The 15,765-nt window shown below is 43.1% G+C and carries 12 protein-coding genes; 9 read left to right on the top strand and 3 right to left on the bottom strand.

Annotated elements, in window-relative coordinates:
• The first annotated feature begins 1 nt into the window (after position 1).
• The 5 genes from BGP76_RS09780 to BGP76_RS09760 all read left to right on the top strand — a co-directional run bounded on the left by BGP76_RS09780 (position 2) and on the right by BGP76_RS09760 (position 4,932).
• Entirely contained in the window at positions 2 to 1,276 is a 1,275-nt protein-coding gene (locus BGP76_RS09780; protein ID WP_119844532.1) for an ABC transporter permease, read from the top strand.
• Positions 1,277 to 1,286: 10 nt separating this feature from the next.
• Entirely contained in the window at positions 1,287 to 1,553 is a 267-nt protein-coding gene (locus BGP76_RS09775; RefSeq protein WP_073125512.1) for a phosphopantetheine-binding protein, read from the top strand.
• The gene (locus BGP76_RS09770; RefSeq protein WP_119844531.1) at positions 1,550 to 2,752 is read left to right on the top strand and encodes a beta-ketoacyl-[acyl-carrier-protein] synthase family protein; all 1,203 of its coding nucleotides are present in this window, start codon (positions 1,550 to 1,552) and stop codon (positions 2,750 to 2,752) included. Before BGP76_RS09775 ends, BGP76_RS09770 begins: the two co-directional genes overlap by 4 nt.
• Positions 2,752 to 3,795 carry a beta-ketoacyl synthase chain length factor gene (locus BGP76_RS09765; protein WP_119844530.1) on the top strand — a complete coding sequence of 348 codons (1,044 nt, stop codon included), beginning with the start codon at positions 2,752 to 2,754 and terminating at the stop codon, positions 3,793 to 3,795. Before BGP76_RS09770 ends, BGP76_RS09765 begins: the two co-directional genes overlap by 1 nt.
• Positions 3,796 to 4,224: 429 nt before the next feature.
• On the top strand, positions 4,225 to 4,932 hold the full coding sequence (locus BGP76_RS09760) for a hypothetical protein (RefSeq protein WP_119844529.1): 708 nt from the start codon (positions 4,225 to 4,227) through the stop codon (positions 4,930 to 4,932).
• Positions 4,933 to 5,576: 644 nt separating this feature from the next.
• On the opposite strand, the gene hppD is transcribed toward BGP76_RS09760, so the two are convergent.
• Both hppD and BGP76_RS09750 read right to left on the bottom strand, forming a co-directional pair.
• A complete protein-coding gene (gene hppD, locus BGP76_RS09755; RefSeq protein ID WP_119844528.1) occupies positions 5,577 to 6,704 on the bottom strand; it encodes a 4-hydroxyphenylpyruvate dioxygenase in 1,128 nt (375 codons plus the stop codon).
• Complete coding sequence (locus BGP76_RS09750) at positions 6,701 to 7,954, bottom strand: Glu/Leu/Phe/Val dehydrogenase dimerization domain-containing protein (protein WP_119844527.1); 1,254 nt, start codon at positions 7,952 to 7,954, stop codon at positions 6,701 to 6,703. The genes hppD and BGP76_RS09750 overlap by 4 nt, the downstream gene beginning before the upstream one ends.
• Before the next feature lie 169 nt (positions 7,955 to 8,123).
• On the opposite strand from BGP76_RS09750, the gene BGP76_RS09745 reads away from it, so the two are divergent.
• The 3 genes from BGP76_RS09745 to BGP76_RS09735 all read left to right on the top strand — a co-directional run bounded on the left by BGP76_RS09745 (position 8,124) and on the right by BGP76_RS09735 (position 10,846).
• Complete coding sequence (locus tag BGP76_RS09745; RefSeq protein WP_119844526.1) at positions 8,124 to 8,588, top strand: Lrp/AsnC family transcriptional regulator; 465 nt, start codon at positions 8,124 to 8,126, stop codon at positions 8,586 to 8,588.
• A 3-nt stretch (positions 8,589 to 8,591) separates the two neighbouring features.
• Positions 8,592 to 9,272 carry a nitroreductase family protein gene (locus BGP76_RS09740; RefSeq protein WP_119844525.1) on the top strand — a complete coding sequence of 227 codons (681 nt, stop codon included), beginning with the start codon at positions 8,592 to 8,594 and terminating at the stop codon, positions 9,270 to 9,272.
• Positions 9,273 to 9,406: 134 nt separating this feature from the next.
• Positions 9,407 to 10,846, top strand: a complete 1,440-nt coding sequence (locus BGP76_RS09735) for a PAS domain-containing sensor histidine kinase (protein ID WP_119844524.1) — start codon at positions 9,407 to 9,409, stop codon at positions 10,844 to 10,846.
• Positions 10,847 to 10,990: 144 nt separating this feature from the next.
• Here the strand turns inward: BGP76_RS09735 and BGP76_RS09730 are convergent, their stop codons facing one another.
• Positions 10,991 to 13,036, bottom strand: a complete 2,046-nt coding sequence (locus tag BGP76_RS09730; protein WP_255416103.1) for an OmpA family protein — start codon at positions 13,034 to 13,036, stop codon at positions 10,991 to 10,993.
• 217 nt (positions 13,037 to 13,253) lie between these two features.
• On the opposite strand from BGP76_RS09730, the gene lon reads away from it, so the two are divergent.
• The gene (gene lon, locus BGP76_RS09725) at positions 13,254 to 15,704 is read left to right on the top strand and encodes an endopeptidase La (protein WP_119844965.1); all 2,451 of its coding nucleotides are present in this window, start codon (positions 13,254 to 13,256) and stop codon (positions 15,702 to 15,704) included.
• The last annotated feature ends 61 nt before the right edge of the window (positions 15,705 to 15,765 follow it).

The raw sequence follows: 15,765 nt of genomic DNA, 5'->3' as shown, positions 1-15,765 counted from the left end.
TATGTTTAAATTCACTACGTCCATAAAAAAGGAATTGATCATCCTGTTCAGTGATAAACTAGGGCTGACGGTGATGTTCGTGATGCCGATGCTCTTGGTATTTATCATCACGATCATACAGGATAGTGCCTACAAGATCGTCAATGAAAGCAAGCTGAGTATGCTGGTCTCTAATCAGGACGAAGGGGGACAAGGAGACGTGTTATTCGAGTTGATGGATGCTTCTGGTTTTTTTATACTATCGCAGGACGATGGGTTGAATAGTGAGGCTCTGGAGCGAGCGCTTATCGATGACAATCAACTGGCAGCACTGTATATACCAGCTGATTTTAGTAGTGCATTGATTAGCAAGGCGAACCAGACCAGCGAGACTATGATGTCTGAATTAGGGGTAATGGAAGCTTCAAAAAAGCGGCCCATTAGCGTCCCTGAATTAGAACTTTACATCGATCCAGTACTGCAAGAGAATTTTTCTGAATCGATTTCGCGCATGTTGTCATCATACCTTAATGTGATCGAAAACAAACTGATGATCAGGTCGGTTTACAAGTTGATGGAGCAGGATTTGGATGAGGAGGCTATGATCGACCAGATGCTAGCCAATCAGGTGGAAATCGTGAAGCGTACTGCTTCAACTTCAGACAAAGCCATTATTCCTAATTCTACCCAACACAACGTGCCTGCTTGGACGCTTTTTGCTATGTTTTTTATGGTGGTCTCTCTAGGTTCTAATGTAGTGAAGGAGCGCATCAATGGTAGCTTTATGCGACTGAAGACCATGCCGTCGAGTTTTGTGATGGTGCTAGTAGGGAAAATGTTGGTCTATGTCGTGGTTGCTATGTTGCAGATCGCTGTGATATTCGGAATCAGTATGTTGATTTTCCCATCATTGGATTTGCCAGTATTGGTATTGCCTGACAATGTGAGCGCATTTGTACTGATGTCTTTGTTGTCTAGTTTAGCTGCAGTTAGTTTTTCGCTGATGATAGGGACAATCTCCCAGACGATGGAACAGTGTATTGGGATAGGAGCGGTTTCTGTGATTATCTTCGGTGCGATTGGTGGGATATGGGTTCCTACCTTTGTGATGCCAGGATATATGCAGACGCTGACAGCTATCTCTCCGCTTCATTGGTGTCTGGAGGGATTCTATATTTTATTTTTGAAAGGAGGAAGTTGGAAAGAACTATTTCCTATTATTGTATACATCGTTGCATTTGTGTTGGTATGTCAAGCGATCACATTGAGCAGGTTGCGCATCGAAAAGCTGCTCTAAAATTACTATTATGGATAAGGAAACACTGAAGATAGAGATTAAAGAAAAGATCATTCAATACCTCAATTTGATGGATCTTAAACCAGAGGATATCAAGGATGACGAACCGCTATTCGGTCCTGAGCTAGGCTTGGATTCTATTGACTCTATAGAGTTGGTCGTGTTGCTAGAGCGTGAGTATGGAATTAAAATCAACAATCCGAGTGATGGACGCAAAATCCTCGTGGATGTCAATGTCATGGCGGACTACATACTCGCCAATTCTTCTAAAATATGATCAAAGTAGTTGTTACGGGGAGGGGAGCGATCTCAGCTATCGGTAACAACGTAGCTGAAAATCGACAGCGTCTTATTACAGGTCAGACAGGACTGAGTAAGGCTTCCAAATACTTCACGTCTAAATTTACAGAGAGCCATCCTTTTGGAGAGATCAAAATGTCGGATGAAGAGATGCTGTCTAGTTTGGCTGTTCCAGAGATGAAAGGACTGACGCGTACGGATTTGATTGCTTTCAAAGCCTTCGAAGAGGCGATTCAGGAGGCTGGTTTGGATAGCGATACCCTTTCTCATCCTAGGACGGGTTTTATCTCAGGGAGTACAGTAGGAGGAATGGTACTGACCGATCAAGTGTTCGAAGATGGAAGCAATCGAGCGCAGCGTACAGCGTTTTTAGAATCCTATGACTACTGTTCGCATACGCTGAGAATCGTGGAGCAATACCGCATTCATGGATTCACCAATACCATTAACACAGCTTGCTCTTCGTCTGCCAATGCCATCATGATGGGCGCGCGCTTGATTCGATCTGGTCGAGCGGATAGGGTAATCGTGGGGGGAGCAGATAGTCTTGCTAAGTTCACGGTCAATGGGTTTAACTCTCTACAAATTCTGTCAGAGGATTTATGTAGGCCATTTGATGCAAATAGAAAAGGGTTGAATCTAGGTGAAGCAGCAGCTTATCTCGTATTGGAGTCTGAGGCATGCGCGAAAGGGAAAAAAATATACGGAACGGTCTCAGGCTATGGCAACAGTAACGACGCCTATCATGCCTCTGCATTATCTGAAGATGCTGTGGGCGTTATCGCTTGTATGCGGGCAGCGTTGGATCATGCAGGACTGGAGCCTGCTGGTATAGACTATATCAATGCTCACGGAACGGCTACTGAGAACAATGACCTGATCGAGATCACAGGATTGGGCAAATTGTTTGGTGAACATCTACCGCCATTTAGTTCTACTAAGAGTTTTACGGGGCATACTTTAGCAGCTGCCGGAGCGTTAGAGGCAGTCTACAGTTTGATGAGTATGGAGCACGGCGAGTTGTACGCTAGTCTCAACTGTGAGCAGCCGATTTCACCACTGGATGAACTACCTATCGCTGCATATCAAGAGCAACAAGAGATAAACGCGGTTCTGTCTAATTCTTTTGGGTTTGGAGGGAATTGTACATCACTCGTTTTTAAACAGCATCTCTAATGTATATCAAAGCAGCTACTGCCATATCGCCACAGCATACTGTAGACGGAAGTTTGTTTACCGAAGGAGTCACCGCTTGGACGGGAAACAAATGCTATGCAGCAGAACCAAGTTACATAGAGATGATCCCAAGAGCACTGCTCCGTCGGATGAATAAAGCCGTACGTATGGGAGTCGGTGCAGGTCTGATGACACTCCAAGGACAAGGAACACAGGACGGGATCGTTCTCGGGACTGCCAATGGTGGGATAGATGATAGTTTTAAGTTTCTCCGTCAGATATTGGAGTACGACGAAGGGACACTGACGCCTACCAATTTTGTGCAAAGTACACCAAATGCGGTTGCAGGTAGCCTTGCCATGATGACCAAGAATACGGGATATAATATCACGCATGTTAACTACGGTTTGGCATTTGAGGCAGCTTTGCTGGATGCGATGATGTTGTTCGAAGAAGGACAAGTAAAGTCTTTGTTGTTGGGAGGATTAGAAGAGATATCTGATCATAATTTCAACATGGATTTGCAGGCGGGCTGGTTCAAAACTGATGAAGTTAACGATACAGAATTGTTTGCATCCCAGACTGCTGGGACGGTCAAAGGAGAAGGCGCGACGATGTTCGTCATCGATGATGATCCAGAGCACGCGCTGGCGCAAGTACTGGCAGTGGATCAGATGAATTTTGCCACACAGTTGTCATTGCAAGATAGGGCAGCGCAGATATTGGATGGGCATGCTATCTCAAAAGAAGAGGTCGCACTGATGGTGGGCATGAACGGGGATGCACGTCATGATGGCTGGTATTATGATTTTCAGGATGCATTTAATTGTCAAGCTGTCTACAGCTTTAAAAATCTCGTGGGCGAGTACCCTACAGCCACGGCTTTTGCAGTTTGGTTGGCGACTGAGCTGTTTGCACGTGAAGAAGTGCCTCAGGAGATTGTTCTGAGAGGTAATCATACCCTCCCCAAATACCTACTTATCTACAACCACTATAAGGCCAAGCAACACAGTTTGATCCTTCTGCGTAACCCTAGGGTTTAATACGTTTTTTATATCAGCCGCCTCAGCCCAGGATAGGGGTACTCCCGATCGGGCGCGTTTGCAACGCGTTCGTCTATGTCGGTTGCAATGCCTATCTTTATTTTATTTCAGAGATGGCAATCACTCCAAACAATTGGAGTCCAATAATTTTCTTGATGAAAAGGTGGACTATATTAACCAAAACCCTGTTGTCTCGGAGATTGTGGATGAGCCGGAATATTACTGGTATAGTTCAGCTAGAGATTATGCTGGGAGGTGAGGCTTGCTAGAAGTTGAAATTATAGAATAAGAAACGCGTTGCAAACGCCCCCCATCGGGAGATTGTAATGTTTTGAATTATAGATTATGTCTAATAAGAAGAGAGTTAATAGTATCGACAACATATTTGAAGCAATATTCAATTCGATAACTAATGTCTAGAATCATCATATGGTTCTCGAAAGTCCAGAAGCAATGAGAATGTGGACTTACTTTACACAGCATATTCTTGACATTAATAATTTTCACATTCTATATAAGACAGAATTCATTCCAGCTGCTAACAAGACTGTTGCCCTTGTTAAGAATGATTTTATAAAGTCGAAGTATAAATCATTGATAAATGCCACTGATATTGACTTAAAAGAAAGTCTTTACGAAACTATAAGATTTGGATATGTTGGTCTTTTTCATAAAATAGAAGGATTTACAAAAGGAATAAAAAGAAACAACAACTTATTGATAGATGCCTATGAAATCGAAGGTGACTTTAAATTGGCTGACTATTTAGAAGATATTTTGTCGATTGATTTCTTGAACCCAATAAATATTCCGTCTCTTAACAAGATTCGAATTATTTCGAATGCAGTAAAGCATAATAATGGCTACCCTCAAATAGCAGACAAAGAAAAAGACGATATCAAAAAATATATGAGTTGGATTGATATGAATTCAAAAATTAATATTGAATCGAAGAGCTTTCTCATAGATATAAAATCGACTATTCAATATTTCGAATTTGTAAACACGTTGATTCACACTTTCTCTTTGTTATATGTCATGTTTGAAAGTGAAGATATTGTTGATGACAATTCTCGTGAAATGCGAGATGATATAATAAACAAGTTCAAAAAGGGTGTTGATTTATATACCAAATAATAGTGGAAGAACAAACCCAACCCCAACTCGTCCTCCTTTGTAACGAGGAGGGCATGGTTTAGCATTTGCAATGCGGAGACATTAAACAGTACAGCGTCTGAAGGCACTCCGCCCCATCGGGGTTGAAATCATCGAATAAGGAACGCGTTGCAAACGCGCCCCATCGGGTGCGACTGATATCTATGCGATAAATCGCCTCTTTTTCCCCACATCAGAAGGCTTCCATTTCTGCTCAAATCTCTCGTTTTCACACTTTGTTTTGTGTGCTTGAAAAAAGTGCGTTTAGAGGCAATGGAGGGGGGTGAGAAGGGCTTTTAAACCACCTGTGGTTGAGCGACCAACCACAGGTGGTCCGGGTCTTAACCACAGGTGATTGAAGCGCCAACCACAGGTGGTTGTTTTTGCCTCCTTTTTTAGGGACTTTTTGGAGTGCTTTTGGGACGGAAAAACCACCCTTCATTTTGGACAGAATTTTGACTTCTTTTACCGCCTGGTGATGGGGGAGTTTTGCTGTTTGAAATCTGGAACACCCGCCCCGATCGGGCGCGTTTGCAACGCGTTCGTCTATGTCGGTTGCAAGTCCACGCTACAGCTTCATGCACCAAACCAACCCGCTCAACAAAAAGCCATGGAGTTCTATCACCCTACAGCGTTCCTCTCATCTCCTGTTCTCGTTCTATCGCTTCAAAGAGCGCTTTGAAGTTCCCTTTACCAAATGATTGCGCACCTTTTCGCTGGATGATTTCAAAAAACAACGTGGGTCGTGGCTCAACTGGTTTGGTAAAAATCTGTAGGAGGTAGCCTTCATCATCTCGATCTACCAGTATGCCTAGTTTCTGTAGCGGAGCAATGTCTTCGTCTATTTTTCCGACGCGGTTTAGTACGGTTTCGTAGTAGCTGGCGGGTACCTGCAGGAACTCTACTCCACGGGCTTGCATCGACTGGACGGTTTCTATGATGTTGTCAGTCGCTACAGCGATGTGTTGTATGCCAGGTGATCCATAGAAATCGAGGTATTCTTCGATTTGGGATTTCTTTTTCCCCTCAGCAGGTTCATTGATCGGGAACTTGATTCGACCATTGCCATTACTCATAACCTTGCTCATTAAGGCGGTGTAGTCGGTCGAGATATCTTTATCATCGAAGGAGATCAATTGAGCAAATCCCATCACATCTGCATAGAAATCGACCCACTGGTTCATCTCGCCCCAGCCAACATTGCCGACCATGTGGTCAACATATTTCAGTCCTATTGGGCTGGGGTTATAGTTTGGGTTCCATGGTTGGTAGCCTGGCATAAAGACGCCGTTATAATTTTTTCGCTCTACGAAGTAGTGAACGGTTTCCCCATAGGTGTGGATGCCAGAGATGATTATTTCGCCATTTGAGTCTTTGTGTGTTTCGGGTGCGAGGAATGATTTTGCACCCCGACGAACGGTCTCCTGATGAGAATAGGTCGCGTCATCCACCCACAGTGCGACAGCTCTGACTCCATCACCGTGTGCATCGATGTGTTTGCCGATTTTAGTACCCGCTACTAGTGGTGAGGTCAGGATTAGTTTGATCTTGTCCTGTATGAGTACGTAGGAGTCGGTTTCTGTATTGCCAGTTTCTAGACCACTGTGCGCGAGAGGTTGAAAACCAAATGCCGTCATGTAATAATGGGCTGCTTGCTTGGCATTGCCTACATACAGTTCGATGAAGTCTGTGCCATTGAGGGGTAAGAAATCGTCTGCTTCGGCGAATATTTTTTGTATGGGTTGTGTTTTCATGGTGTTGTTATTTCTAAGGGTTGAGGGGATAATTGGGTCAATGAATTTTCGAATGCTGTCTGTGTCAATCCTGTTTTGGATGGATTTACTTGGTGGATTTTGATCAGTGCATTTTTGATAGTACGGGATGTGTCCTCGAAGATGGCCAAATCAGAGAGGTCTGCTTTTCCTTGCATGAAATAAGCAAAGGCTCGTGCCATGCCACAGTTGGCGATAAAGTCGGGGATCACAGCGACTTGGTGATCCACGTATTCGCTGATCGGGCCATAAAAAATCTCTCTGTCGGCAAATGGTACATTAGCACCAGAAGCGATCAACTCCAGCCCACTAGCGATCATGCGGTCCACGTGATAGCGATCGACCAACCGAGACGCTGCGGCAGGTACAAAAATATCAGTTTTGAGATGCCAGATTCTATTGTCTACCTCTTCGTAGCTGAGGAGTTCAGGATGCGTGAGGGTGTTCTTCTTTTTGGATACAAAGAGGGAAACGATTTCATCGTGAGAGAAACCATTTTCACGGATCAATCCTCCACTTTTGTCAATAATTCCGATGATTTTAGCTCCCTTTGCAGATAGATAAAAGGCCGCTGCTGCACCGACATTGCCCCAGCCTTGTATGGTGACACGCTTGCCTACTAGTTCGTCATTCCATAGCTCATAGTAGTGAGAGATGCTTTCTGCTACACCAAATCCTGTGATCATGTCTGCTATGGTATATTTTCGTTTTGGGTCGGGGGAGTATGTGGTGTCCTCGATGACCTTGATAACACCAAGGCGGAGCTGTCCGATGCGGTTGATTTTGTCTGCTTCGTTGGGTTGGAAGTGACCGTTAAAAACCCCTTCTTGTGGGTGCCATAGTCCGTTGGATTCTGTGATCGGGATGACCTCATGTATCTCGTCGACGTTTAGATCACCCCCTGTGCCATAGTACGATTTTAGTAGTGGGGTGACTGCTGCGTACCATCGCGCTAGGACTTCTTTTTTTCGTGGGTCTGAGGGGTCAAAATTGATTCCTGATTTGGCACCACCGATAGGAGGGCCTGATACGGTAAATTTGATCTCCATGGTCTTGGCGAGAGATTCTACCTCATTTCGGTTTAGGTCAAGACGCATTCTAGTACCGCCACCCGCAGCTCCACCACGTAGTGAATTGATTACCACCCAGCCTTCTGCACCTGTTTCGTCATCGTACCACTCGAATACCACTTCGGGTCTTTTTTGTTCAAATTTTCTTAATAACTCTTTCACTCAATACATAATTTAAAAAAGAATAAAAGTATTAATATGTTATATTTGATGTGTGTATATGCTGATAAAATATATGTAATAAGAATTAAGTGATGTTTATTTTGATTTTTGTTATTGATAGTTCTTTAAAATTATATGCGTGAGATTGTGGGATAATTAAATTCTAAAAATGGCATTATTAGACGAGGTAGATGTTAAGATTTTGAGCCTGTTGCAAGCCGAAGGGCGAATTACGAACAAGGCATTGGCAGAAAAGATGGGGCTGTCGACGACTCCTGTTTTTGATCGAGTCAAGAGGTTAGAAAAGGAAGGAGTTATTAAGCAATATGTTGCACTTTTGGATCAGCGAAAGATTGATAAGAAGCTGACGGTTTTTGTTTTTATCTCTCTCAAGAATCATACGCGATCATATTTGGATAAATTTATTGGTGAGATGAATGAGTATCCAGAGGTGCAGGAGTGTTATCACATAGCGGGTGATTTTGATTATATGCTTAAGATCGTAACGAGAGATATAGAGTCTTTTCAGTCATTTATACTGGCTAAGCTATCTGTCAACTCCAATATTGCACATGTCAAGAGTCAATTCGTCCTGTCAAAGAATAAACATACAACAGCCTTTAAAATAGATTGAAAGATGAAAACGAAAGATGTCAATGGATTCAGACATGTGAAATATGATACACAGAGCTATGCAGAAGATGAAATGCGAGAACGAAGCAAGGCATATTATGAGTGGCTAGATAAGCGTCGCAGTGTACGAGAGATTTCTGACCGTTCTTTCCCCAAAGAAGTATTAGATAATATAATACGTGCAGCGTCTACTGCGCCCTCAGGGGCACACAAACAGCCGTGGACTTTTTGTGTAGTGACAGACTCTGGCATTAAATCCAAAATCCGTGAAGCAGCTGAAAAGGAAGAATATGAGAGCTATCAGTCACGTATGAGTGAGCGTTGGCTTGATGATTTGAAACCTATTGGTACGGATTGGAAGAAACCGTTTTTAGAGACAGCTCCTTATCTGGTCGTATTGTTTAAACGAGTCTTTGAGCGTGATGCGTCAGGTGTTAAGTCTAACAACTACTATGTCAATGAGTCGGTGGGGATTGCCGCGGGGATGTTTATCTCGGCAGTGCATCATGCGGGATTGGTGACGCTGACCCATACACCTAGTCCGATGAATTTTCTCTCTGATATTCTAGAAAGACCAGATAATGAACGTGCTTTTTTGGTACTGCCTGTGGGCTACCCCGAAGATGAGGTTTATGTACCTGATTTTGATCGGAAATTGCTCAGTGAAGTGGCGGTGTATTATTGATTTGTAGCTGTTTTAGCTTCATGTCTTGATTTTAAGACTGAACTTTTTCATAACTAGGAGTATTATCAAAATCAGTATGAATTTTGAATTGAATGTAAATAGGCCTATTTTTTAGTTGTAGACCTACCTAGATTATGGAGAAAGAATTATTAGACCAGATAAATCATTCAGAAGATCGCTTATGGTCTTATGATCGTGATTTGATATGCACGGTGGTGAACCGTAACATGTCGGAGGATTTTAAAACTGCTTTTGGCTATGCACTCAAGCCAGGAGATTATATCCTCGAGAATGTCCCGGAACCTTTAAACTCAATGTGGGTTGAACGCTACGAGTTAGCACTACAGGGAGAGAAGGTAGAGTTTGAGGATCAATTTGATATCCGTGGTGTATCGTCTTATGTGAAGGTTGTACTGGTGCCCATCATAGAAGATGAGCGGGTTGTAGGCGCAGCATGTACTTCCCGAGATATAACTGAGAGAAGGTTAGCGGAACTAAAGGTGATTCAGAATGAAGCGTACCTGATCGCTCAAATAGAGAATACGAGTGATGCGATCTGGTCAGTGGATAGGAATTACAACCTGTTGACAATTAACACGGCCATGACCGTAGGTTATGAGCAAGCTATCGGTGTGAGGCTATCAGTGGGTGATAATATCGTCGAATCTACTCCCGAAGGACAGGGAGTGAAAAAGATGTGGAAAGGTTGGTATGATAGGGCACTAAGGGGTGAGCATTTTAAAGAGTTACAAACTTTTGATTATGGGGGAGAAACCGCGTACGTCGAACTTTCTTTTAATCCGATCAGAATAGCCAGTGAGGTGGCAGGTGTAGCTTGTTTTGGGAAGAGTATCACAGAACTGAAATCGTCAGAGCTAGCTTTGAAAAAGAGTTTGGAAAGTAAGGATAGGTTCTTTTCTATTGTTGCTCATGACCTAAGGGGCCCAATAGGGAACATAAGAGAGCTCATTAAAATTTTATCCGCTAAGGGAATGAAACTTTCAGCGTCTCAAGAGCAGGAACTCATCAAACACCTGCGCTCTGCTTCTGAAAATGTGTACGAACTATTGGACAACCTGCTGAGTTGGGCTATGTCGCAGCAAAAGATGGTGGCCGTTGATCAAAAAGAAATGGTAGTATTGGAGGTAGCGGAGGATAGTATCAAAAACTACAGACCAAGTGCAGAATCTAAGATGATAGCGACGCAGATAGATATTGCTCCTGATCTGATGGTTACAGCTGATCAGCGTTCGTTACAGAGTACGATTAGTAACCTCTACAACAACGCCATCAAGTTTACCGATGAGTTGGGGACGATCAAAATCACAGCCGTAAGACAGGAAGGCGAAATATTGTTTCAAATCAAGGATACGGGAGTGGGGATGAGCCCAGAAACGATGGAGGGACTATTCGACGAGTCTACTATATCAAGCCTTCCGGGTACGAAAAAGGAATTGGGTACGGGGTTAGGGTTGTTGCTCTGTCAAGAATTCGTCAAATTGAACAAGGGTAGAATATGGGTTAAAAGTATCGAAGGAAAAGGGAGTAGTTTCTTTTTTACAATCCCTGATTAGTTAGAATCTGTCTATATAGAAAGAGGCTGATTCAGAATTTTGCTATCAAGGCATGCGAGGTAGAATAAGCGGAATTTCCTTTCGGAAATGAGTATTTTATTGATGAGCATAACGCAGAGAGTGGAGGTTATGGGCAAGCTCTAGTTAATCAAAATCTTCATCGGTCAAGTCTTCGATAGCCTTTTTTTCGATTGGTTTGGCAGGGCGGTAGATTTCAAATTCTACGCGGCGATTGAGGTTTTGATCCTCTTTGGTGTGCTCCTCTACGATTGGGTTGTTACTACCAAAACCTTCAGCAATCACACGGTCTCCAGCGACTCCCCCAAAAACCACGATATAATCTCTGATGGTGTTGGCTCTTTCTACCGATAGTGTCAAATTGAAATCCTCTGTACCGTATTTGTCTGTATGACCCGAAATTTTCAAGAAGAAGTCAGGATTGTCATACATGAAGTTGACGATTTTATTGAGGTCACCGTACATCTCACTTTTGAGATGGGCGAGACCTGGGTCGAACTCTATGGATTCGAATTTGACACGGCTGGCTATATGGTCGGTGACTTCATCGAACCTTTCTGGCCCATCGAGGTAGAACATTTCTTCTATTCGAAAGAACTCATCTCCTTGGATAACCAGTAGGTAGTTGCGGTTGTTGATCAGATCGAACTCAAACGAGCCATCAGGCTTGAGGTATTTAGGAGATACCTCGACTCCTTCGTCTAGGTCGATGACGGATACGATTCCTGTGAAAGGTTTTCCAGTCAAGGAATCTGTGAGACTCCCCGCTATCTGGGTGAGAGCCTGTGGCTGTGCCTCCATCGGTAAGGGGAAAGAGTATAGATCCAGCATGTTTAGATCGTCAGTAGCAGACCGTGCGTAGTAGAGATCTTTGGATTTGGAATCTATGGTGAAATAAAACTCACTGCCACGTCCATTGACCAGTGGGCCTATGTTGATGGGTTCGCTCCAGATACCACTTTTGTGGTAGGATTTGTAGATATCAAACTCCCCAAATTTGTATAACTGTCCATTGGAACTGAAAAACAACACTTCGAATTCGGGATGATAGAATGGACTTACTTCGTTTTTTCGCGTGTTGATCACTGGGCCAAGATTTTGTGCAGGCATCCAAGCACCATTTTCGTTTTTGTAGGAGAAGTAAATGTCAGACAGACCGAATCCTCCCATACGATCCGAGGCAAAATAGAGTGTGTCCCCTGTATGAGACAGAGAGGGGTGAGAGTCCCAGGTCAGGCTATTTACATTGGTTCCGAGATTTTGTATGTCGGTCCAGACACTATCTTGGTCGAGGGTTGCTACGAAAATGTCACAGTCACCTAGTCCCATCGGAGAACCGCAGCGAGAGAAATAGAGTGTCCGACCATCTTTACTGAGACATGCAGACCCTTCATTGTAATGTGTATTGATTTGAGTCAGGTCAGTACTGAGTTCCCAGTACCCGTCTTCTTTGATGCTAATGAACAGGTCTTCATTTTTGACATAGTCCAGCCCGATTCTTCGTTCATTTCTTTGTGAGGTAAAAATCAAAACCTGATTGTTCATACCTATGGAGGGACCATAGTCAGCATGTCTCGAATTGATTTTTCGTCCCATGTTGAGCAGTACGCCACGCGGTGGACGGATGGTGTCGATGGCTTTGCGGTGTTCGACGAGCTTATAGTAGTAGTCTAGTGGTACGAAATTTTCAGTCTCTTGGGTATTGAGGGAATCGTAGTATAGTTCGAGTTCACGGATATCTATGTTTTTGTGGTGGTGACGCAGGACGAGTTTGTAGAGTGAGGTAGCTTCTTCTTCTGTGCCATAGATCTCTGTCAATTTGGCGAGTCTCCATATCCAATAGGTGTCAACGTAGAAATTTCTGATTCCAAATTTTTTGACATATTCCTGTAGTACTGGGTAGAGGTTTGACCAGTCTTTGTTGGCCTCTAGTTTTTGTATTTTTTGGAGTTCGGATTTATTGTAGTATTCGGTGATACGGTTGACGTTGGTGAAGTTGTAGATGTTGAATTCCCACTCCGAGCTCAGTGTGTCTATATCTGTAATCGCTTGACTGTCTTGCTTTTTCTTTAAGAATTGCGCCTGTGTAGCGTCAGGATAGCTGATACCGAGTAGTACTACTAAGGCGAATAGGAGTTGTATATGATTTTTGATAGTTAAGAAACTATTCACTCGTTTTTGGTTAAGACGATGCTCGATTAATAAAATGTGAAAATAGCTGATTTTTAAAACTAATACAGTAGATGCACTAAACGAATTTATAGGCTTATTAAATATAAGTACTTTGGCATACCGATTGCAACTTATGTGTATCTTTAAAATATGGCTGAAATTCTAAGTTTTATGCCATAGTGACAGGCAAGTGAAGTTATTTATGACGCAAAATAATATGTTATCAACAAGCTTTTTATCGGATTTATCAGAAGATGACAATGGAGACTTGATTCCATTGGATTTGACAGGAGATGATTCCGAAATACATCAGGATGATCTTCCTGACGAGTTACCCATACTACCACTTAAGAATGCGGTACTCTTTCCAGGAGTAGTGATCCCGATTACGGTGGGCAGACAAAAGTCCATACGTCTTGTCAAAAAAGCATATAGAACCAATAAGATCATTGGGGTGATTGCTCAGAAAAATCCATTGGCAGAGGATCCCAAAGAAAAGGAAATATACAGAACCGGTACGGTTGCTAAGATATTGAAAATGTTGGTTTTGCCTGATGGGAATACGACCATCATTATCCAAGGTAAAAAGCGGATGAATATCGAACAGATCGTTCAGGAAAATCCGTATTTGACAGCCCGTGTCAAATTGCTAGAGGAGGATTTCGAATCGGGAGAGGAGAGTTTGCGTACGGCAATCATTCATTCGCTTAAAGATGCGGCTAAAAAAATCCTAAAACTGAATCCAGATATTCCGAAGGAAGCACAAGTGGCACTGGAGAGCATAGATAGTTTTAGCTTTCTTACTCATTTTTTGTGTTCCAACATCAATACAGATGTAAAGGACAAGCAGAAGCTCCTAGATATCAATGATGGTACGAAGCGTGCTGAGTTGCTGTTGAAGTATATGCTGAAGGATATACAGGTTTTGGAACTCAAACATGAAATCCAGAACAAAGTCAATACGGATATAGATCAACAGCAGCGTGACTACTATCTCCGACAGCAGATGAAAGTCCTACAGGAGGAACTAGGTCAGGGGAGTCCAGAGCAGGAGCTGGATGACTTGAGGGAACGAGGAACTAAGAAAAATTGGCCAGTAGAGATTGCCCAACATTTTCATAAGGAGATGGATAAAATCTTGCGCATGAACCCTATGGCAGCTGAATATCCAGTTGCGATGAACTATGCGGAACTACTGGTAGAATTACCATGGAACGAGATGTCAGAAGATAATTTTGATCTCAAACGTGCCAAAAAAATCTTAGACCAAGAGCACTTCGGGTTAGAGAAAGTCAAAGATCGTATCATCGAGTATTTAGCGGTTAGAAAACTTAAGAATGATCTCAAAGGACCGATCTTATGTTTGTTTGGCCCTCCCGGTGTGGGTAAAACATCCCTCGGAAAATCAATTGCTAAAGCACTGAACCGTGAGTATGTCAGAATGTCTCTCGGTGGGGTGCACGATGAGGCAGAGATCAGAGGTCACCGCAAGACCTACATAGGTGCTATGCCTGGCAAGGTGATTCAGAATATCAATAAGTCGAAATTTTCTAACCCTGTATTTGTACTGGATGAGATCGATAAGATCGCGACCAATTTTAGAGGTGATCCTTCTTCAGCACTTCTAGAGGTACTCGATCCAGAACAGAACAACGGATTCAAGGATAATTTCTTGGAGGTAGAATATGACTTGTCCAAGGTGCTTTTCATCGCTACTGCGAACTCACTGGATACAATTCAGCCTGCACTGAGGGACAGAATGGAGATCATCGAAATCAATGGCTATACCATGGAGGAAAAGATCGAGATTGCGAAGAAACATTTGTTCCCTAAGCAACTGGAAGAGCACGGTTTGAAATCTTCTGACTTATCTATCGATAAAAAGTCACTCTCGAAAGTTATCGATGATTATACTCGAGAATCTGGTGTGAGAAACTTAGAGAGAAAATTAGGTTCACTGGTGAGAGATGCAGCCAAGTCTATTGCGATGGAGGAGGAATATGTGAAGAAGGTCGATTCAGAGCAGGTGCGTCGCATACTAGGAGCAGAAATTTTTGATAAGGAGTTGTACCAAAATAACAAAATGGCAGGTGTCGTGACGGGGCTTGCTTGGACTTCTGTCGGGGGAGAAATCCTTTTTATTGAGTCTAGTTTGAGTAGAGGTAAGGGGAAATTGACACTTTCAGGTCAGCTGGGTGACGTGATGAAAGAATCTGCCATCACGGCGCTATCCTACCTCAGATCTAATGCTGAGGAGTTAGGGATCAACTACAAGGCTTTCGATCTATACGACTTGCATGTTCACGTACCAGCGGGTGCTGTTCCTAAAGATGGGCCGTCTGCAGGTATCACAATGCTGACTTCATTGGCATCTATTTTTACGCAACGAAAGGTTAAAAATAAGCTGGCCATGACAGGCGAGATCACATTGAGAGGAAAGGTGCTGCCAGTCGGAGGGATCAAAGAAAAGATTCTTGCTGCGCGAAGAGCAGGGATCAATGAGATTATCTTGTGCAAGAAGAACCGAAGGGATATTGATGAAATCGATGAGCGATATATCAAAGGATTGATCTTCCATTTTGTGGATACAGTCGATGAGGTTTTGGAGATTGCATTGCTTCCTCAAAAGGTTCAGAATGCCATGAAATTTGAATTCCCTGAAAAGTAATAGAAGTATTTCATCACCTCTCAAGGGGAGATTCGTCTGAGAGGTGGTATTTTTTTAAGCT

The sequence above is a fragment of the Reichenbachiella sp. MSK19-1 genome (assembly GCF_003590315.1).
In the GTDB taxonomy this organism is placed as follows: Bacteria; Bacteroidota; Bacteroidia; order Cytophagales; family Cyclobacteriaceae; genus Reichenbachiella; species Reichenbachiella agariperforans.
The sequence above is the reverse complement of the archived record's forward strand: the minus strand, read 5'-3'. Positions and strand labels throughout refer to the sequence as shown.